This is a genomic window from Acetobacter aceti NBRC 14818 (genome assembly GCF_000193495.2).
GTDB classification, from domain to species: Bacteria; Pseudomonadota; Alphaproteobacteria; order Acetobacterales; family Acetobacteraceae; genus Acetobacter; species Acetobacter aceti.
Genome location: NZ_AP023410.1, coordinates 3,368,967 through 3,388,594, shown reverse-complemented (window position 1 = coordinate 3,388,594; position 19,628 = coordinate 3,368,967). Strand labels below are relative to the sequence as shown.

Below are 19,628 nucleotides of genomic sequence, written 5' to 3'. Positions count from 1 at the left end.
ATCAACGATCTTTTAAAACCGTATGCCTTCAGTTTTTCTGAGGCGGACGACTGTTGGCCTTGGCAACCTTCTTGCCCCACTGGACCAGTGTATCGGTGCAGTCTTCAGTCGCGATATGGCACTCGATGAAGGTCGGACCCTTCTTGTTAGCCTTGGCCTTCGCAATGGCGTCAGCCAGTTCTGCGCCGGTGCGGGCATGCAGACCCAGACCATGACCGTCCTCGGCGTTGAACGCCTTGATGAGACCGGCATAGTCCCAGTTCTTGATGTAGTTGTATGGGCCGTCATGGATCTTGATCTCGATGACGTAACCACGGTTGTTCACAAGGAACACGGTGACCGGCACTTCGTAGCGGATCATCTGCGCCACTTCCTGCGCAGTGAGCTGGAAGGAACCATCACCAACCATCAGGAGGTGCTGACGGTCAGGCGAACCGATGGCGTTACCGAGAGCTGCTGGCACCGACCAGCCGATGGAACCCCACTGCATTTCCGTCTCGACGCGAGCGCCGCTCGGCAGATGCATGCGAACAGCGTTGAACCAGCTGTCACCCGTCTCGGCCGTGATTGTGGTGTTTCCATCAATCATGGCGTTGATCTGACGCGCCATTTCATCGTTGGTCAGCGGCACAGTCGGAGCAGTTTCCGGAATCTTGACCGGTGTGTAGGTCGTGTTTTCTACCGTAGCCGGACGGCTCGGAGCCTTCTCGCTCAGGGCGGCGATGAAGGCACCAAGGTGGAAGCCGGCGAAGCTCTTGCCGTCCACCGTCACTTCTACGAGATCAGCAATCAGGGCCTGTGAGGCAGGCGGCTTGGACTGCCAGCCGACCGTTGCGTAGTCGTTGAAGATCGGAGCAAGGCAGATTACGCCATCGGCCTTTTCGACCAGTTCCTGCGCGCCAGGAGAGCTGACTTCACCCCAGTAAACGCCACGGAACGCCTTGTGCCCTTCAGGGAAGAAGCTCTTCGCGGCGGCCATCACCGTCACGGCGCAACCAATGCGATCCGCAAGCGCCACGATCGGCTCAAGCGAGCCCAGCGTGCGCACGCGGCTACCGACGAGGATAACGATGTTCTTGCGCGTTTCGATAAACGTGCAGGCGGCTTTTACGGCAGCGTCAAGGCTGACCTTGTCAGGCGTTGTTTCCGCCAGCAGCGCACCAACCGGACCCGGGCGGACGCACTCGGCAGACGCCAGGTTGCAGGGGATCTCGATATAGCAGGGCTTGCGCATACGCAGGGCCGTACGGATCGCGTGGTCGATCTGGGCCGGAGCGTTCTCGGCAGAGAGAATGACTTCCGTGGCGCAGGTGACCTGACGGAACATCTCGGCCTGATAGCCGTAGTTCGAATTGCCGATCGTGTGATGCAGGATATGACCTGAACCCTGATCATTGGTGTTCGGTCCACCGGACACGAAGATCACCGGCAGGCTCTCGGCATAGGCGGAACCGATGGCATTGATGGCTGACAGGGCGCCGACATTGAAGGTGACAACCAAGGCCGCGGCGCCATTGGCGCGGGCATAACCCTCAGCGGTGTAACCGCAGTTCAGCTCGTTACAGCTGTAAAGCTGCTTGGTTGAGCCTTCTTCCAGAAGCTGGTCGAGCAGGACGAGGTTGAAGTCGCCAGCAACCGCAAAATGGTCCTTCAGGCCGATCTGGCCCAGACGCTCGGAAAGATAATGGCCGACAGTATATGGCTTGGTCATGAAATGCCTCCTCTAGAGGATTTGCCGGGTTTTCCTGCCCGACACCCCAATTTGGCAAGCACTGTGACGAGAGAGTCGCCTCATGACCACTATATGGAAACAGCGCGATCCATATATAAAAAATATGGATCGCGCTGTTCGCAGAAAAACGCCAGATCTGGCGGAAGACTCAGACCTTGTTCACTGAAGCGTCATAAATCTTGTCAATTGTTTTACCAAGTGTAGCGTCGAATTCGGCGTCGGACATGCCGTCCTGCAACCCACCGAGTAGAGCGCGGGAGAAGCTGGCGATCATGCCGTGATTCTTCTTCAGACGCTCACAGGACTCATCGAGTGAATAACCGCCCGAAAGAGCCACCACACGCTCGACGCGCGGATGCTTGACGAGGTCTTCATACAGGTCGGCAATCTCTGGGATCGTGACCTTCAGCATGACCTTGTAATCGCCCGGCATCGCATTGAGCGCCTTGAGCAGCTCATCATGCAGAATGGCTTCGGCGCCCTTCTTGTCCGGGCTCTTCACCAGCACTTCCGGCTCGATGATCGCAACCAGACCGTGAGACGCGACCTGATGGGCAATCTCGAACTGCTGCTTCACAACAGCGGCAATGCCTTCCTGATCCGGCAGGTTGATGACCGAACGCTCCTTGGTGCCGTAAATGCCCAGCTTCGCAGCGCGCTCCAGCAGCGCATCAAGACCGGGATTCGGCTTCATCAGACGCACGCCATTGGCTTCGTCCTCAAGACCCTTGTCGATCTTCAGGAACGGAACAACGCCACGCTCTTCCCACAGATAGGTCGGAACCGGCTTGCCGTTTGCAAGACCATCCATGGTGCGCTCGAACAGGATCGCACCAATCACCTTGTCGCCGGAAAAGCTCGGAGCGGTGATAATCCGCACACGCATGTCGTGGATAAGACGGAACATATCCTCTTCAGAAGAATAGGCCGTCTCAGGAATGCCATAAGCCTTCAGAGCGCCCGGCGTTGAACCGCCGCTCTGGTCGAGTGCCGCGATAAAGCCACCCTTTTCCGAAATCTGGCTCTTCATACGGTCGTTGGACATTCTTATTACCCTTTATTCTTAACGTATGGTGCGTGCCTGGGAACGCCCGAACAGCCAATGCCACTTCTGACTTCGGCCCATGCCGCGACAGAAGAAACATCGACCCCACACCCTTCCGGTCCCTACCTGCACACCAACGAAACCCAAAAGGACTGAAATCCGAGTGGCCCAATCCAGACCGCGTGACATTTACACGGAGTGGCGGACTGTGCCACCTCCTCCGTAGGGAAGATAATATTAAAAATCCTAAAAGCGGCGTTATCAGGGCGTTTCCGGCTGCTCTTTCATCACCATATTGGTCAGTATCGGAGAAGACGAGGTTTCCGGCATCAGCATAGGCGGCTTTCTGGGCGTCAGATACCAGCCGATCACAAAGACGATCACCAGCAGCGGCGTCGCGCCGACAGTGATGGCTCCGGCCGGATAATCGCACGCCATCAGCACGACCACAGCAGCCAGAAAAGCCAGCGTCAGCCAGGATGTGAACGGCGCGCCCGGCATGCGGAATGAGGATGGTGCGGCTATTTCCCCGCGGACGACGGCCCTGCGGAAGGCGATCTGGCTCAGGATGATGATACCCCATGTGCAGATAATGCCGATCGCCGCAAAACTGAGCACAATCTCAAAAACACTCTGCGGCACAATGTAATTGAGAACGACACCGACAAGATAAAACGCAGCGATCAGCAGAATACCTGCATAAGGCACGGAGTGGCTGTTCATGGCGCTCAGGAATCGGGGAGCAGAGCCACCGAGAGCCAGCGCGCGCAGCACGCGACTGGTGGAATAAACGCCGGAGTTCAGGCTGGACAGGGCCGCCGTCAGCACGATGAAATTCATCACGCTATCCGCATAAGGCACGCCCAGCGCATTGAAGAAGGTCACGAACGGACTTTCGCTTGCCTGATAGGCCGTCCACGGCAGCAGACAGACCAGCAGCACAACGGACCCGACATAGAAAACGGCAATCCGCCAGATCACACTGTTGACGGCCCGGGGCAGGATCTCATGCGGATTGTCACACTCACCAGCCGCCGTGCCGATCAGTTCGATCCCGGAGTAGGCGAAAACCACTCCCTGCGTCAGCGCGAGCGCCGCCAGCATACCGTGCGGGAAGAAACCACCATTATCTGCGATGAGGTGGAACCCTGTTTCATGCCCCGCCACAGGCATACCGGTGCCCAGTATGATCGAACCGGCAATCAGAAAAACAACCAGAGCGACAACCTTGATCATGGAGAACCAGAATTCCATTTCTCCAAAATATTTTACGCCGATGAGATTCATGCCCGTCACGATGCACAGGGCAATCAGCGCCAGCAGCCATTGTGGAAAAGAAGAGAATGCGCTCCAGAAATGCATATAAAGAGCGACGGCCGTAATATCGGCGATTCCGGTCATCACCCAGTTGAGGAATGACACCCAACCCGCCACAAAAGCCGCCTTGTCTCCCAGAAACTCACGGGCATGGGACACGTAACTCCCGCTACTCGGGCTGTACATGGTCAGTTCGCCAAGAGCCCGCAGGATGAAAAAGCTGAAAAGTCCGCACACCGCATAAACGATGGCCAGCGAGGGACCGCCCTGCTGGAGACGACTTCCCGCACCAAGGAAAAGGCCAGTGCCGATACAGCCGCCAATGGCGATCATCTGCATCTGCCTGCGACCCAGGGTCTTTTTATAGCCTTCGCTGGTGCTGTTCCGGTTGATTGTCGACTCAGTCATTCCATCCCGATCCCGTCTCTCCTGCAGGAGCCTTACGAAACAGATTGGTTCGAACCCGAAATGTTGTCCATCGAAAAACGGCAGATTTTTTCAGGACTTCAGATAGAAGGAAGATCTCAGAAAACCGTATTGATGGCGAACTGGGGAGAGACTTTTATGCCGGTATTATGCCCGGCATAGTAAACCGACGACCCCGCGATCACGCCCCAACGTGCATTCCAGTTATATTCTATGGCAGGCGCCACCTGCCAGTCTGTCGAGGCGGAACCGGTTTTGTTGACGGTCTGCCCCGAAGCGTAACGTCCCTTCAAACGGGAGCCATTTGACCAGTCCCGCGCCACGTCGGCGGCCAGCACCCATTTCTGGTTCAGGGCGTATTCCAGCGAAAAGCCCACCTGCCCGCTCATCCCAGGGCTTCCACGCCCGACGAAACCTTCCGACGTTCCGTAGCTGGTGACATCCCGCAAGCGCGCCGAATTCAGCGCATGCCTGAACCAGCTCCAGACACGCAGGCGCAGTTCGTGTCCCCCCGGCAATGTATAAGTGGACTGTTCCGTCAGAGCCATACGAAACACATAGGCCCCGGTCCCGAAGCCGTCCTGCGACGCCCCCAGACGGGAATAGTCACCAGTCGGAAAAATGACACCCGCGAAAAGGTTCAGATCAGGAATGTAACGTTTTGGGTTGGCCCGCATGAAACGCCAGATCATGTCGACCGGAAAATCGCCGAACTTGGGTCCGTGCGCATGCCCTGCCCCGTGTTTCCAGCCATAACTGATCACCGTATGCGCCTGGATGCTGAGATCATCCAGAATGCCGTACTTCCACATTGTGGAGTTGGAGAATGTCTGCTGACGTGGGTGCAGCGGATGTCCCGTCCCATTGGATGCGAACGTCCCGACGGGCTGACTATAGGAGAAATAGGGCTCGATGCCCGCGTCTCCAGCATGATTCTTGGCTCCGGATGGCGAGACCAGTGATCCTGTGTACCATTGCCCGGCTCTGGCATCCGACAAGCCGACCGAGAACAGGAGAAACACACCACAAACACAACCACCTGTGTTCCGCACCAACATCCTGCCAGTCATCTTCATCATTTTGCCAGATCAGTCACCACTTGCGGCGACCAACACTACATATCATTTATATTGTCAAGTATTTATATTGCAAAAGTAAAAAGAAATACTTTAAATACATCTTAAAGTAAAGAGTATAAATTTACTAAAACCACAATACTCCTAAAAATTGAATTTTATTACTTTGACGTATCAACAGTTTTTCCTCTATAAAACCGGCCACGCGTCTAACACCACTCAACGGAGAAGAAAAACTCGATGGCCGCAGCCGCACCTCAGGTCGATACAAAAAGACGCACTTACGCCATTCTCATCGCACTGGGTCTCGGTGTTGTGAGCGGGCTTCTTCTTCACACGCTGGGTGATAGCGCCATCTACGGAGCGGAACAGGCAGGAAAGCTGATGACCGGGCTGTTCCTGCGTCTGATCAAGATGGTCATCGCACCGCTTGTCTTCGCCACGCTCGTCAGCGGCATCGGGAAGCTGGGTGACGATACGCTGGTCCTGCGTGTCGGAGGGCGCATCCTGCTCTGGTTTATCGCCATGTCCTTCGTGTCGCTCACGATAGGCCTTCTGGCGGCCAACATCCTGCAGCCCGGCATCGGCTTTTCACCGCCACCAATCACGGACATTGCGTCTCTCAAGCATCCTTTCCAGCCGATCGACTTCATCCTGCACATTGCGCCGACGAGCATTCTGGATGCCATGGCCCGAAACGACATCCTTCAAATTGTCGTATTCTCGGTGCTGTTCGGATTAGCTCTCCCCGCCGCAGGCAAGGCGGGTAAAATCATGCTCAACTGGACCGAAGAACTCGGTCACATCATGCTCCGGATGACGGACATGGTCATGCTTCTGGCTCCCATGGCTGTCTTCGGTTCCGTGATGGGCAGTCTCGCCAGCGGCGGCGGTGCAATGCTGCTGCATTACGGGCGTTTTCTTGTCGAATTCTACAGCACCATCCTCATTCTGTGGTGCGTTCTGACAGGACTGGCTTTCCTGGTGCTTGGTCCGCGCATCAAGGGGCTTCTCAAGGAACTTTTTCAGCCCATTATCCTCGGTTACGCCACGGCGAGCAGTGAATCCGTCTATCCGCTACTGCTTGAGAAACTTGAAAACTTCGGCGTGCCGACCCGCATCGGTGGGTTCGTTCTACCCCTCGGTTACAGCTTCAATCTGGATGGTTCGATCCTGTTCCAGTCTTTTGGAGCAATCTTTATCGCTCAGGCTTACGGGATCACCCTGCCCTGGTCCCAGCAGGCCCTTATGGTGCTGGTCATGATGCTGAGCAGCAAAGGCATTGCAGGCGTGCCTCGCGCCTCCCTTGTAACGCTCGTTGCCGTATTGCCGCAGTTCGGACTTCCGGAGGCCGGGATCGCTCTCATACTAGGGATCGACCATTTTCTCGACATGGCCCGGACCGCCACCAATGTGCTTGGCAACGGCTATGCGGCCGCCATTTCCGCAAAATGGGAAGGCGAGCTTTCAGATGGGCCGACCAAGGATGTCATGTAAAACAGCCTGACATAAAAAGTTCTTTTCCAGTAATAGAATGCCAACACAACACAATTTTCAGAACGTCATCTTTTCAAAAGATGACGTTCTCTAAAGCTTCTTCAACAAATTTTACCAAGAACTCCCACTGAGATTTACAGGAGATTTTGTGGAAATATGTTCACAACATAGCAAGGAAATAGATCACTATATAATTAATTAAGGGGCTGGCATAAGTAAGCCGAGAAAGGTTCGATATGTCGGATGAAAACATGTCGTCGTAGCCGACTGCCTGTCAGCATTCAAAAACGCCTTCCGGAGCGCCACTAAAATTGTAGGCGTCAATCGTAATACAGCGACTCTGTATTACCAGAAACTGCGAGAAGTCATCGTAGAACAGATTGCTCATGAGGCACCGGCCCCGGGTAAAATTGAAGTCGATGAGAGCTATTCCGGTAGATATCACAAAGGAAAACGAGGCCGGGGCGCTACCGGGAAAGTAGCCGTCTTCGGCCTGCTGAAACGGCATGTCCATGCCGTCATGATCCTCAATGCCGGACATCAGACACTGATGTCGATCATTCGAAAGAAGGTGCAGCCAGATTCAATTGTTTACAGCGCTTCCTGGCCGAGTGCGAGAGGCGCATCAACATCCGCTCGCCTGCAAAACTCATGAAAATCCTCTCTCAATGGACTAAACTGCCCGCCTGAACCGTCACAAATAATGCTCACCTATGCCAGCCCCTAAAAATATACGTATTTGCAAGCCAAAACTCTCCCCCATAGTCCGCCAGAAATGTTTGACGCACCCCCAAAAGGAACATAACATGAACAAGCTATGAAACGCACCTTCTCGGAAAGACTAGCCCTTCTGTCAGACGCTGCAAAATACGATGCCTCCTGTGCATCGAGCGGCTCGGATCGGCGTGGGTCAAAGAAGGAGCCGGGACTGGGGTCAACCGAACGAAGCGGCATCTGTCATTCATGGACACCTGATGGGCGCTGCGTCTCGCTGCTCAAGATCCTGATGACCAATTTCTGCATTTACGACTGCGCCTACTGCATCAACAGGGTGTCATCCGGCGTGGAACGCGCTCGCTTTTCGGTCGAGGAAATCGTCTGGCTGACGATGGAGTTTTATCGCCGCAACTATATCGAGGGACTATTCCTGTCCTCCGGTATCATCCGCTCGTCCGACTACACAATGGAAGAGCTTGTGCGTGTCGCCAAGGTCCTGCGTCTGGACCGAGGTTTTCGCGGTTACATTCACCTGAAAGCCATCCCTGACGCCTCGCCCGATCTGTTGGCGGAAGCCGGACTGTATGCTGATCGTCTTTCCATCAATGTGGAGATGCCCACCGAAACCGGACTGACTCAATATGCGCCGGAGAAGGATTCCATTGGCATCCGATCCGCCATGGGGCACATCCGCAAAAAGATGGATGCGACGAAGGAGAAAACCCTCGCCGGACGCCGCCCGCCCCGCTTTGCGCCCGGCGGTCAAAGCACACAGATGATTGTCGGTGCGGACGCTGCGACTGATCAGGATATTCTTTCAAGCAGTTCCGCGCTTTATTCCGACTACCGGCTAAAGCGGGTCTATTATTCCGCTTTCAGCCCCATTCCCCACGCCTCGCAGGCTCTCCCCGCGCAGAAACCACCGCTTCTGCGCGAGCATCGTCTGTATCAGGCAGACTGGCTGTTCCGTTTTTATGGTTTCCAGTTTCAGGAAATCACCGAAAACCGTCCCGACGGCATGCTTGATCTGGAAGTCGATCCAAAACTGAGCTGGGCTCTGGACAACCGTGCCGTCTTCCCGGTGGACATCAATCAGGCTCCCCGCGAACTCCTGCTGCGCGTGCCCGGTCTGGGACCGCGGTCCGTCAAGGTTCTGCTGGCAACGCGTCGCCATAAAACCATCCGACTGGATGATCTGGAGCGACTGCGCGTCAGTATAAGAAAAATACGTCCGTTCATCACCACGCCGGACTGGCGACCTGTCAAACTGATCGACCGGATGGATCTCAAATCCCTTTTTGCACCGCCGCCTCAGCAACTGTCACTTCTATGAAAGAGCATCTCGTTTCACTGCCGGACGCGGCTCCCTTTTCCCTGTGGCGGCTTCATGTCCGCCCGCTTCTGGCCGCAGGGATCGCACCTGAACATATCATCTGGCGCAGCACGTCCGAACAAGATGATCTGTTTTCACAGCCTGAGCCGCCGCCAGAAACCAAGACAGCCACGTCACAGACAATCAGCAAGGACTGCCTGCGGTTTCTCGAAACCCTTCTTTGTCACGCCAGTCCTGAAAGATTCTCCCTCGCCTACCGCATTCTCTGGCGAAGCAGGAGAGAACGCGCTCTTTTGAAGACAGGCACCGACCCCGATGTCGTCATGGCCAACAGAATGGCCCATCAGATCGGTCGTGAAGTGCATAAGATGAAAGCCTTTGTGCGTTTCAGGGAGAAAACGCCCCAAGGCAGCAACATGCGTCATTTTGTCGCGTGGTTTGAACCGGAACACCACATTCTTGAGAAGGCAGCGCCTTTCTTCGCACGCCGGTTCTCCGACATGAACTGGATGGTTCTCACACCAAAAGGGTCTATCGGCTGGGATGGAGAAACCTGCGTCGTTACAAGAGAAGCCTGCACACGGACGATCTTTGAAGACGAGGCGGAGGCCTTATGGAAGACCTATTACCGCTCCATCTTCAATCCCGCCCGCGTCAAAGTGAAGGCGATGCGATCGGAAATGTCTCCCAAATACTGGAAAAACCTCCCGGAAACTGAGTTGATCCCCGAGATGCTCGCTCAAGCCGCCCGCCAGACATGGTGAAGCTGCGTTCAGGATGGCTGGGCAATCGACCCGTTCTGGCCTACCATTCCGCCCACAATGACGACTGACGCCGCCCCTCACCTGTTTTCTGCTTCCGTCGAGGCGCTTCTTGCCCGTGCGGACGAGTTGTGCGCCCAACGGCATGTCCGGCTGACCGCCCTGCGACGTCAGATTCTCGGTCTGATGCTTGAGGCCAATGCTCCGCTGGGCGCGTATGACCTTCTGCAACGCCTGCAGGCCATTCAGGGCAACGCCGCTCCGCCAACGGTCTATCGGACGCTCGAATTCCTCATGGAGTTCGGACTGATCCACAAGATCGAACGACTGTCAGCCTTCATGCCCTGCACGCACACACTCGGTCGTGCGCCCTGTCACGAGCACGACGCCGATTGTGTCCACGCCAGCCAGTTCCTGATCTGCCGCAACTGCTCCAGCGTCACCGAACTTGAAGATTCCACGATTCTGGCCTCGATTGTCGCTGCGTCCCAAAAATCCGGGTTCCGGCTTCAGCATACAACCGTCGAAGTTGAAGGCCTGTGCGCGAAATGCGCGGCTCTCGCATAATATGACGAGGTAAAATCAGTCCGCGTTCAAGACTGACAGTGAAGCCGGAGCATAATATACGCCCCGGCTTCCGCACTGACTCCTCACTGTCCGAGATATGCCTGAACCGCTGGCAGACCCGGCTTGCCGTCCACTGTAGTAACGCCTTCCAGCCACTTCGCTACAGCATCAGGATGCGTCTTCATCCAGTCTTTTGTTACATTTTCTGGTTTTGTATGGCTGTCAGAAACAGTTTTCATCATCTCACTTTCAGATGGGACCGACAAAGTTAATTGTTTTAGCATATGTCCAATATTAGGGCACTTTTCCACATAACCACTACTGACAACCGTATCGACCTCAGCTGATGCACCAAACTGTTTCTCGGCACCCGTCAAATAAGTAAGATGAAAATTCATGTTCATGGGATGCGGCTCCCACGCAAGAAACACTATAGGTTTATGAGCAGAAATAGCACGCCCAACTTGCGACAACATACCCTGCTCACTGCTTTCATTAAGATGAAATTTCCCCAGACCAAAATCATCGTTCTTAATTATATTAAGAATTATCTTGTTACCATCATTACCTGATTCAATTCCATAAATAGTATTGTTTAATTTTTCTGCCCAACCTGCAATATCTTCAAATTTTTTCAGACCTTCTTTACCGACATAATCTGGGACAGCAAGGCTATAATGTGCATCGACAAGATTTTTATTAATTCGTTCAACCTTCCCTCTTTTTAAATAAGGATCAATAAAAGAAGCTCCCGAAGGCTCCCAGTCACTTAAAAACACATCAAGCTGATGATTTTCAAGTGAAAGGTAAGCAACAGCAAGTGTCACCATAGTTATCTTATTTTTATAACCCAGTCCTGTAAGGAGATTTGTTGCAACCCCATTAATAACAGCGCTATCCGACCATCCTGCATCTCCGATACGCACCATCTGACAGGCTTCTGGTTCGGCAGCCTGAGCTGGCAGAATGCGCAGCCCGACGCCAAGAAAAACCATGGAAGCGAGAAGTTTCTTCTTCATACCAGTGACACGTCCTTTTCCTGTCTGCCCGTTGCCGAAGTATGGGCGCACCTCAATACATTCCGCAACAGAAACAATTAAATCCTGCATGACTATGGCGCGACTTCCGCGCCGCAAGCTTTCTCTCCCCTATCAGAACTTGCATTATCCATGATCAAAACACGATCAATTGACTTTCGATGCGCGGGCAACTCCCGTAATCGCGCCGATCATGTCAGCGTCATCACATAATCCGATAATCTGACTGCCATCAGAAATCAGAACGGGCATCCCGCTTTTCTGGCGCAGAAGCGCGACTGTGTTGAGTGAAGCCGTAACCGGCACACAATAAACACACCCTGAAATCACCTGCAGTTCTGAAATATCGTCAGTGTCGTGATATTGCAGGGCAACTTCTGTCCCCGTCCTGTCCGTCACGGTAGCCGTCACGGGATTGAAGCCATAATAACCGGTTGCATCAAGCTGAATGGTGTTCTCATCCCACCGGGGACAAACTTCCAGAAGACGCATGACACTTGCTGCATTCAGTAATGGCAGCGGATTCATGTGTCTTACAAAATCACGGACATAATCATCGACGGGCGAGGAAATGATTTCCTGTGGAGGTCCCGCCTGAATGATCCGGCCTTCCCGCATGATGGCGATATTGCTGCCAATCCGGAGAGCCTCATCAATATCGTGGCTTACGAATACAATGGTTTTCTTGAGCCGTGTCTGAAGATCCAGAAGCTCGTCCTGAAGCTTGCGACGGATCAACGGATCAAGCGCCGAAAAAGGCTCATCCATCAGGAGAATGTCAGCATCCGTTGCAAAAGCCCGTGCCAGACCCACACGCTGCTGCATACCGCCCGAGAGTTCCGAAACATAGGAATTGGCCCAGCGTGTCAGGCCAACCAGCTCCAGTTTTTCCTCGGCGATTTTACGGCGCGCATTGGGAGTGAACCCGCGAAGCTCCAGACCAAACGAGACATTCTCCCGCACAGTTCTCCACGGCAGCAGACCAAACTGCTGGAAGACCATGGTGACACGGGTACGCCGCATATCGCGCAATGTTTCATCATCACAGCTGGCAATATCGACAAAGGCCGTGCCATTCCCGATCTCGACACTGCCCCGTGTCACCTTGTTGAGGCGGTTGGCAGCCCGCAGCAATGTCGATTTACCGGAACCGGACAGTCCCATCAGCACACTGATCTCGCCGCGACGGATCTCAAGATTGGCGTTTGCCACACCGACAGTTACCCCCAGTTCAGCAGCGATCTGCTCCCGTGTACCACCCTCATCGAGACGTTTGACAGCTTGGGAAATCGCACTTGCCGAATTGTTTCGATGAAAAAGAATATCGACATTCTTGAAGGAAAGAGCAGCTGTTTTAGCTTGTGGTTCTGTCCGCACGGCTTCCATCCTGATCGTCTCCTCAGTGCGTTTTCTTGCGGCAGAGCCGGTCCAGAATGATGGCGACCAGAACAATCGCCAGACCGGATTCAAACCCGGTGTCGATCTGGACCGTATTCAGGGCCCGCACGACCGGCACACCCAGTCCACCGGCACCCACCAGGGCGGCAATCACCACCATGGAAAGGCTGAGCATGATGCATTGGCTCAGTCCCTCGCGGATCATGGGAAGCGCTGCCGGCACCTCAACCTTCCATAAACGTTGTCTTGGCGTGGCACCAAAAGCATCGCCCGCCTCAAGCAAAGCCTTGGGAACAGACAAAATCCCGAGTTGCGTCATGCGGATGGGTGCCGGGATAGCAAAGACAACCGTGGAAATCGTGCCGGGCACGGTGCCCAGACCAAACAGGATCAGGGTCGGGATCAGATAAACAAAGGTCGGCAGGGTCTGCATGAGATCCAGAACCGGGTGCAGGATGCGCGCCAGCCATGGTCGATGCGCGGAGGCGATCCCGATCGGCACGCCAATCAGCATGCATGTGAACGTCGCAAAAAAGATGAGCGACAGGGTCGCCATCGTTTCCTGCCAGTATCCCTGATTGATGATGAACAGCAGACCGAGCGCAACCAGCACGCAGGTGCCGATGGCACGTTTCCAGAACCACACGCCGATTGTCAGAGCTGCCACAAACAGGACAGGCGGGACAGACGTCAGCAGATTGGTGAAACCATCGGCACAGGAACCGATCGCCTCACTGATGACGTCGAAACCACCCTGACAATGATCCCTTATCCAGTCAACGGCATTCGATGCCACTTCACCGACAGGTATTTTATGCGATGTAATCCAGTCTTCGAGCCCGTTCATTGATCTCGCTTCACAGTCTGGAGATTTCAGGTCTGGCCAGGGCAGGCGGAAAGCCGCGAGCTGGCATTCCCGTGAGCCGTGTCATATGGACCCACCCTTTCTTCAGTTCGACATCGTAACCGAAAGGCGAGGGATATAAAGTTCTTTCGTGTATCACGTCAGAGAACACATCCTATGCCGCCTGATCTGAAACCGTTCAGGCTGACTACAGTTTATTCACAGCCCCATCATTGCGTTCAAGAAACAGAAAGGTATTGATTTATTCCGACGTCGCATTGGATAAAGTCGCCTTCCGTCATCCTTTTCGATTAGCCTGCCATTCGCCCCATTGAATCAATGATCAAAGACGACCCACCGTCGTAAAAACAGCTCTTTTTTGAACAAAAACGCCAGAAAATTAGCGATTAAATTCATCTTTCCATTCACTGATTTCCTGTGGACATTATTTTTTCGTTTCGACATAAAGACAGTATTGAACGATCATTCAAAGGCATTCGGATTCCATGATGCAGCCCCCCGCTCCTTCCGCCATGGCACGACTGGATGATGAGCGTCGCCGCAATTTTGTTGCCGCAACACTCTCTGTTCTCGCCGACAACGGGTATGTCGGAACGACGCTCGCCCGGATCGCCGAGCGCGCTGATGTCTCTCCCAGCCTGCTGGTTCATTATTTCGGCGACAAGGATACCCTGCTTGGCACAGCCTTCTGGTATCAGTCCGAATCGCTACGCCATGAGATCCTGAACCGCTTTCTGACTGCCCGCACTCCACGCGAGCGCCTGCAGGCCGTCATTGATTCCCTGTTGGCCCGGGACCAGTTTCAGCAGGAAGAAGGCGCGACATGGCTGTCTTTCTGGGGGCAGGTCCCTTATGTACCGACGCTCAAACGTATCCAGAGAATCTATCAGAAGCGGATTCTGTCCAATCTTTCGCACGATCTGAAAACGCTTTTGCCTGGCCGGGACGTACATTCTCTCGCCACCTCGATCGCTGCGCTGATTGACGGCACATGGCTTCGGGCAGCGCTTTCGGACTGGGAAGAAGCGGACAGCACAGCCGCCCGTGCGCAGGTTACGGCTTTTCTGAACAGTCAGATCGCCCTGCATCAGACGAACCTCCCCGCACCATCGCTTCAGGTCAGACGGGAGGACGTCTGCAGCAACTGGATCAACGGGCGCTCCATGCCGACGAAGGGCGCACGGTTCGAGACACATAATCCGGCCACCGACGAAGTGCTCGCGGAGGTGGAAATCGCTGGCGAGCAAGAACACGCGGCTGCGGTAGAAAGCGCCAAACGCGGACAGAAGATCTGGGCACGGATGACCGGCACAGAACGGGGCCGTGTCCTGCGCAAGGCCGCTGATCTTCTCCGCCGCGACAATGACATGCTCGCCCGCATTGAAACGCTCGACACGGGCAAGCCGATCGCTGAGACGGCGGCAGTGGACATTCTCTCGGGCGCGGACGCTCTCGAATATTTTGGCTCTGTCGCCTGCGCGATCAATGGCGAGGCGATGGATCTTGGCGAGCAGGCCTTCGCTTATACGCGCCGCGAACCGCTTGGCGTGACAGCCGGTATCGGCGCATGGAATTACCCGATCCAGATCGCCTGCTGGAAATCCGCACCAGCGCTGGCCTGCGGCAATGCGATGATCTTCAAAAGCTCCGAGATGACGCCGCTGACGTCGGTGCGCCTGGCCGAGATCTACCGTGAGGCCGGCTTGCCCGATGGTGTTTTCAACGTGCTGCACGGCGCGGGTGATGTGGGTCGACGCCTGTGTGCCGATCCCGATATTCGCAAGGTCAGCCTCACGGGTTCTGTTCCCACAGGCAAGGCTGTGATGCGTGAGGCGTCCAACACACTGAAATATGTTACACTGGAACTGGGTGGAAAATCTCCGCTCATCATCTTTGACGATGCCGACGTGGACAATGCCGTCTCCGCCGCACTGCTTGGCAACTTCTACTCGGGTGGCGAAATCTGCTCGAATGGAACACGCGTTTTCGTGCAGTCCGGAATCCGGGATCGCTTCCTTGCTGAACTGAAGCGGCGCGTCGAAGCGATGAAGATCGGTGACCCGCTGGCGGCAGATACGGATGTCGGTGCGCTCATCAGCGTGCCGCATCTGGAAAAGGTCATGGCCTACGTGGAAAGCGGCATTGCACAAGGCGCGCAACTTCTAACCGGCGGCCATCGCCTTACAGAAGGTGCATTCGGCAAGGGCGCGTTTATGCAGCCGACCATCTTTACCGGCTGCAATGATGACATGAAAATCGCCCGAGAGGAAATCTTCGGCCCAGTCATGACCGTTCTCGATTTCCATGACGAGGATGAAGTCGTTACCCGCGCCAATGCGACAGAGTTCGGCCTGGCGGCTGGCGTGTTCACAAACGATCTCGCACGTGGCCATCGCGTCGTCGCGGCGCTGGAAGCGGGTACCTGCTGGATCAACCAGTACAACATCACACCGATCGAAATGCCGTTCGGTGGCTACAAGCAGTCCGGGCTGGGTCGTGAAAACAGTCAGGCAGCACTGGACCATTACACACAGATCAAGAGCGTCTATGTGGCGCTCGGCAATGTCGAATCCCCCTACTGAGGAGACAGGCCATGAAACAGGAATTTGATTATATCGTCGTCGGGGCCGGGTCTGCCGGATGCGTGCTGGCCAATCGCCTGACGGAAGACGGCAAGGACACTGTGCTGCTGCTGGAATTCGGCGGCAGCGACAAGTCGATCATCGTGCAGATGCCCACCGCACTGGCGATGCCGATGCACTCCAAGCGCTTCAACTGGTTTTACGAAAGCGAGCCGGAACCTTATCTTGGTGGCAGGCGCATGTTCACGCCGCGCGGCAAGGGGCTTGGTGGCTCATCCTCCATCAACGGCATGGTGTATGTGCGCGGCAATGCGTTCGATTTCGAAGACTGGGTGAAGGAAGGCGCAACCGGCTGGTCGTATGCCGATGTTCTGCCCTATTTCAAAAAAGCCGAGTCCTGCACGGAAGGTGATGACACCTATCGTGGTCGGACAGGTCCGTTGCACACCCAGTATGGCACGGTGGATAATCCACTCCATTCAGCATGGCTGAAAGCTGGTTATCAGGCCGGATATCCGGTCACGCATGATTATAACGGTTACCAGCAGGAAGGCTTCGACAAGATGAGCATGACCGTCAAGGACGGTCGGCGCTGGAACACGGCGAATGCCTATCTGCGTCCAGTCATGCATCGAAAAAATCTTGAGGTGCACCAGCAGGCCCGCGCGACGAAGATCCTGTTTGAAGGCAAACGCGCTGTCGGCATTGCCTATACCCGCGCAGGTAAGGAATGTATCGCACGGGCTCGAAAGGAAGTGATTCTCTCCGGCGGTTCAATCAATTCGCCACAGCTTCTACTTCTTTCCGGAATCGGACCAGCTGAACAACTGAAAGCTCTCGGGATTCCAGTGATCGCGGATCGTCCGGGTGTGGGCGAGAATTTGCAGGATCATCTGGAGTTCTATTTCCAGATCGCCTGCAAGAAACCGATCACTCTCTATTCCGCCATGAGCCCGCTGGCGAAACTGAAGATCGGCCTGCGCTGGATTCTTCGGAAAGATGGCCTTGGCGCTACGAACCATTTCGAAAGCTGTGGTTTTATCCGCAGTAAGGCTGGCATTTCCTATCCGGACATCCAGTTCCATTTCCTGCCGCTGGCTGTCACCTATGACGGCAAGGGGCTGGCCTCCGGTCACGGCTATCAGGCTCATGTCGGCCCGATGCGTTCGAAAAGCCGGGGTCATGTGCGCCTGAAATCGGCAAATCCTGAGGACAAGCCTAAGATACTCTTCAACTACCTGAGCCATCTGGATGACTGGGAAGAGATGCGCGCCTGCGTCCGCCTGACCCGCGAACTGTTCAATCAGGAAGCGTTCCAGCCCTTCCACGGTCATGAACTGCAACCCGGTGAGGATTGCACATCTGACGAACAGATTGACGAGTTCATCCGTCAGAAAGTTGAAAGCGCACTCCATCCCTCCTGCACCTGCAAGATGGGCGCACTCGACGACCCGATGGCGGTCGTCGATCCGGAAACACGTGTGATTGGCGTGGAAGGACTGCGCGTGGTGGATTCTTCCATCATGCCGCGTGTCACCAATGGCAATCTCAACGCGCCGACGACAATGATCGCGGAAAAGGCAGCCGATCACATCCGTAACCGACCTATGCTGCCGCCGTCGCATGCGCCGTATTACGTCGCACCACACTGGGAGACCCGGCAGCGCTGACCTGTCGGGCACGAAAACGGGAAATCCAATGTCATGTCAGTGACGATTGAAACCCTTACCGGCGAAAGCCTTCTTTCGGTTGTCCCTGATCTCGCGCGACTGCGGATCACGATCTTCCGGGAATGGCCTTATCTCTATGATGGGAACCTTGCCTACGAAGAAAAATATCTGCACGCCTACATGCAGAGTCCCGGCACAGCGGTTGTCGTGGCAAAGGATGGCGACAGGGTCGTTGGGGCTTCGACCTGCCTCCCGCTGAAGGATGAAATGGCGTGCATCCGTGCGCCTTTTGAAGAACGTGGTCTATCCCCAAAGGATTTTTTCTATTTCGGAGAATCCGTCCTGCTGGAATCCTATCGTGGGCAGGGTATCGGCGTGCGTTTTTTTGAGGAGCGCGAGCGTCACGCACGCTCCGCAAGCGATGCGCCGTTCGCTGTATTCTGTGCCGTCCGTCGCTGGAAAACCGATCCACGTCGACCGGAGAATGCTCAGTCTCTTGCAGATTTCTGGATGAAACGCGGCTTTATGCCTCTGCCCGGCGTCTTCTGCCATCTGGACTGGAAAGAACCCGGCGTCCCCGGTCAACGGGACCACCTTCTCGATTTTCATATCAAACCACTCAGAGGCGACCCGATCCCCGAGGCGCTCCTGCAAAAAGATCAGGACGAGGATTGATGAACAAACCCCTCCGACTAGGTGTTCTGGCCTGGGAAGTCGCGAAAATCGACTCTCTGGAAGACTATGCTCTCCATCTCGACAGACTGGTGGCCGAGGGCGCTGCAAAATCCGATCTGCTGCTGATGCCGGAATATGCCTGCATGGAAGCGGCAGCGGCCGTCACGAAAGAACCAGATCCCTCCGCTGAACTGGAAGCAATCTGCACGCACAGTGACGCCATTCTGGCCATCATGCGGGAAGCCGCGAAAAAGCATGCGGTCTGGCTGATGCCGGGCACACTCCCCCGTTCGGAAGCAACAGGCGTGCGCAATCGTGCACCACTGATCGCACCGGACGGTTCCGTCGCGTTTCAGGACAAGCATGTCATGACCCGGTTCGAAACCGAATCATGGGGTGTAAAAGCAGGCAATCCACCCGGCGTGTTCGAAACACCCTGGGGACTGATCGGAACCTCTGTCTGTTATGACTCGGAATTTCCCATGCTGGCACGGGCGCAGGTCGAGGCCGGCGCATGGCTGATCCTTGTGCCGACCTGCACGGATTCCATGCACGGCTTCAACCGCGTGAAGATTTCCGCACAGGCGCGGGCGCTGGAAAACCAGTGCTTCGTGGCGGTTTCACCCACTGTCGGTGATGCGCCATGGCTGGCCACACTGGACGAAAATCATGGGTGCGCTGGTGTGTATGGCCCGGTTGACCGGGGCTTTCCTGATGACGGCGTGATCGTCGAAGGAAAACTTGATCAAGGTGGCTGGATCTTTGCCACCCTTTCTCCCGACACACTGGAAGAAGTGCGGGAGAATGGTGCCGTTCGTAACTGTCGGGACTGGCCGACCATCGTGCCGTCCGCCGGGAAGAATGCTTTTTCGGACGCATAAAAATTTCAGCGTTTCCGGGCAAGGAGACGTCGCAAATATGAAAGTCTCG

General features: G+C 55.2%; 17 protein-coding genes. 9 read left to right on the top strand and 8 right to left on the bottom strand.

The annotated features are described in order from the left end of the window. Positions 1-28: 28 nt before the first annotated feature. The 4 genes from EMQ_RS15515 to EMQ_RS15500 all read right to left on the bottom strand — a co-directional run bounded on the left by EMQ_RS15515 (position 29) and on the right by EMQ_RS15500 (position 5,596). Entirely contained in the window at positions 29-1,711 is a 1,683-nt protein-coding gene (locus tag EMQ_RS15515; RefSeq protein ID WP_010667855.1) for an alpha-keto acid decarboxylase family protein, read from the bottom strand. Positions 1,712-1,880: 169 nt separating this feature from the next. Beyond that, positions 1,881-2,777, bottom strand: a complete 897-nt coding sequence (locus EMQ_RS15510; protein WP_018307721.1) for a fructose bisphosphate aldolase — start codon at positions 2,775-2,777, stop codon at positions 1,881-1,883. A 261-nt stretch (positions 2,778-3,038) separates the two neighbouring features. After that, complete coding sequence (locus EMQ_RS15505) at positions 3,039-4,502, bottom strand: amino acid permease (protein ID WP_018307722.1); 1,464 nt, start codon at positions 4,500-4,502, stop codon at positions 3,039-3,041. A 116-nt stretch (positions 4,503-4,618) separates the two neighbouring features. Next, on the bottom strand, positions 4,619-5,596 hold the full coding sequence (locus EMQ_RS15500) for a hypothetical protein (protein ID WP_407919048.1): 978 nt from the start codon (positions 5,594-5,596) through the stop codon (positions 4,619-4,621). Positions 5,597-5,836: 240 nt separating this feature from the next. Here EMQ_RS15500 and EMQ_RS15495 point away from each other — a divergent pair, with 240 nt between their 5' ends. Then, on the top strand, positions 5,837-7,093 hold the full coding sequence (locus EMQ_RS15495) for a dicarboxylate/amino acid:cation symporter (protein ID WP_018307723.1): 1,257 nt from the start codon (positions 5,837-5,839) through the stop codon (positions 7,091-7,093). A gap of 274 nt (positions 7,094-7,367) precedes the next feature. On the opposite strand, the gene EMQ_RS17280 is transcribed toward EMQ_RS15495, so the two are convergent. Further along, entirely contained in the window at positions 7,368-7,601 is a 234-nt protein-coding gene (locus EMQ_RS17280) for a hypothetical protein (RefSeq protein ID WP_408740257.1), read from the bottom strand. On the opposite strand from EMQ_RS17280, the gene EMQ_RS17435 reads away from it, so the two are divergent. The 4 genes from EMQ_RS17435 to EMQ_RS15475 all read left to right on the top strand — a co-directional run bounded on the left by EMQ_RS17435 (position 7,503) and on the right by EMQ_RS15475 (position 10,471). Then, positions 7,503-7,748 (top strand): transposase, encoded by a 246-nt coding sequence (locus EMQ_RS17435; protein WP_373278072.1) that lies wholly within the window; start codon positions 7,503-7,505, stop codon positions 7,746-7,748. The genes EMQ_RS17280 and EMQ_RS17435 overlap by 99 nt on opposite strands. A gap of 162 nt (positions 7,749-7,910) precedes the next feature. Further along, the gene (locus EMQ_RS15485) at positions 7,911-9,143 is read left to right on the top strand and encodes a putative DNA modification/repair radical SAM protein (RefSeq protein WP_010666608.1); all 1,233 of its coding nucleotides are present in this window, start codon (positions 7,911-7,913) and stop codon (positions 9,141-9,143) included. Then, positions 9,140-9,907 (top strand): TIGR03915 family putative DNA repair protein, encoded by a 768-nt coding sequence (locus EMQ_RS15480; protein WP_010666607.1) that lies wholly within the window; start codon positions 9,140-9,142, stop codon positions 9,905-9,907. The genes EMQ_RS15485 and EMQ_RS15480 overlap by 4 nt, the downstream gene beginning before the upstream one ends. A 57-nt stretch (positions 9,908-9,964) precedes the next feature. Next, entirely contained in the window at positions 9,965-10,471 is a 507-nt protein-coding gene (locus EMQ_RS15475; protein ID WP_010666606.1) for a transcriptional repressor, read from the top strand. A gap of 83 nt (positions 10,472-10,554) precedes the next feature. Here EMQ_RS15475 and EMQ_RS15470 read toward each other — a convergent pair whose 3' ends face one another. The 3 genes from EMQ_RS15470 to choW all read right to left on the bottom strand — a co-directional run bounded on the left by EMQ_RS15470 (position 10,555) and on the right by choW (position 13,753). Continuing rightward, positions 10,555-11,580: a glycine betaine ABC transporter substrate-binding protein gene (locus EMQ_RS15470; RefSeq protein ID WP_132012044.1), complete on the bottom strand. Its 1,026-nt coding sequence runs from the start codon at positions 11,578-11,580 to the stop codon at positions 10,555-10,557. Between the two features lie 75 nt (positions 11,581-11,655). Next, complete coding sequence (gene choV, locus EMQ_RS15465; protein ID WP_010669126.1) at positions 11,656-12,894, bottom strand: choline ABC transporter ATP-binding protein; 1,239 nt, start codon at positions 12,892-12,894, stop codon at positions 11,656-11,658. A 13-nt stretch (positions 12,895-12,907) separates the two neighbouring features. Continuing rightward, positions 12,908-13,753, bottom strand: coding sequence for a choline ABC transporter permease subunit (choW, locus tag EMQ_RS15460; protein ID WP_010669125.1), 846 nt, complete (start codon positions 13,751-13,753; stop codon positions 12,908-12,910). Between the two features lie 503 nt (positions 13,754-14,256). Here choW and betB point away from each other — a divergent pair. The 4 genes from betB to EMQ_RS15440 are packed head-to-tail and all read left to right on the top strand — an operon-like array spanning position 14,257 to position 19,579. Then, positions 14,257-16,353 (top strand): betaine-aldehyde dehydrogenase, encoded by a 2,097-nt coding sequence (betB, locus tag EMQ_RS15455; protein ID WP_010668250.1) that lies wholly within the window; start codon positions 14,257-14,259, stop codon positions 16,351-16,353. A gap of 11 nt (positions 16,354-16,364) precedes the next feature. Then, on the top strand, positions 16,365-18,023 hold the full coding sequence (gene betA / locus EMQ_RS15450) for a choline dehydrogenase (protein WP_010668251.1): 1,659 nt from the start codon (positions 16,365-16,367) through the stop codon (positions 18,021-18,023). A 33-nt stretch (positions 18,024-18,056) separates the two neighbouring features. Then, a complete protein-coding gene (locus tag EMQ_RS15445; RefSeq protein ID WP_010668252.1) occupies positions 18,057-18,698 on the top strand; it encodes a GNAT family N-acetyltransferase in 642 nt (213 codons plus the stop codon). Beyond that, positions 18,698-19,579 (top strand): carbon-nitrogen hydrolase family protein, encoded by an 882-nt coding sequence (locus tag EMQ_RS15440; protein WP_010668253.1) that lies wholly within the window; start codon positions 18,698-18,700, stop codon positions 19,577-19,579. Before EMQ_RS15445 ends, EMQ_RS15440 begins: the two co-directional genes overlap by 1 nt. Positions 19,580-19,628: the final 49 nt, after the last annotated feature.

Coding starts and splice junctions, on each gene's coding strand:
- EMQ_RS15505 (WP_018307722.1), bottom strand. CDS start 4,502: ATGACTGAGTCGACAATCAACCGGAACAGCACCAGCGAAGGCTATAAA.
- EMQ_RS15485 (WP_010666608.1), top strand. CDS start 7,911: ATGAAACGCACCTTCTCGGAAAGACTAGCCCTTCTGTCAGACGCTGCA.
- EMQ_RS15515 (WP_010667855.1), bottom strand. CDS start 1,711: ATGACCAAGCCATATACTGTCGGCCATTATCTTTCCGAGCGTCTGGGC.
- betB (WP_010668250.1), top strand. CDS start 14,257: ATGATGCAGCCCCCCGCTCCTTCCGCCATGGCACGACTGGATGATGAG.
- EMQ_RS15510 (WP_018307721.1), bottom strand. CDS start 2,777: ATGTCCAACGACCGTATGAAGAGCCAGATTTCGGAAAAGGGTGGCTTT.
- EMQ_RS15500 (WP_407919048.1), bottom strand. CDS start 5,596: ATGAAGATGACTGGCAGGATGTTGGTGCGGAACACAGGTGGTTGTGTT.
- EMQ_RS15475 (WP_010666606.1), top strand. CDS start 9,965: ATGACGACTGACGCCGCCCCTCACCTGTTTTCTGCTTCCGTCGAGGCG.
- choV (WP_010669126.1), bottom strand. CDS start 12,894: ATGGAAGCCGTGCGGACAGAACCACAAGCTAAAACAGCTGCTCTTTCC.
- EMQ_RS15440 (WP_010668253.1), top strand. CDS start 18,698: ATGAACAAACCCCTCCGACTAGGTGTTCTGGCCTGGGAAGTCGCGAAA.
- betA (WP_010668251.1), top strand. CDS start 16,365: ATGAAACAGGAATTTGATTATATCGTCGTCGGGGCCGGGTCTGCCGGA.
- choW (WP_010669125.1), bottom strand. CDS start 13,753: ATGAACGGGCTCGAAGACTGGATTACATCGCATAAAATACCTGTCGGT.
- EMQ_RS15445 (WP_010668252.1), top strand. CDS start 18,057: ATGTCAGTGACGATTGAAACCCTTACCGGCGAAAGCCTTCTTTCGGTT.
- EMQ_RS15470 (WP_132012044.1), bottom strand. CDS start 11,580: ATGCAGGATTTAATTGTTTCTGTTGCGGAATGTATTGAGGTGCGCCCA.
- EMQ_RS15480 (WP_010666607.1), top strand. CDS start 9,140: ATGAAAGAGCATCTCGTTTCACTGCCGGACGCGGCTCCCTTTTCCCTG.
- EMQ_RS15495 (WP_018307723.1), top strand. CDS start 5,837: ATGGCCGCAGCCGCACCTCAGGTCGATACAAAAAGACGCACTTACGCC.
- EMQ_RS17280 (WP_408740257.1), bottom strand. CDS start 7,601: ATGCCGTTTCAGCAGGCCGAAGACGGCTACTTTCCCGGTAGCGCCCCG.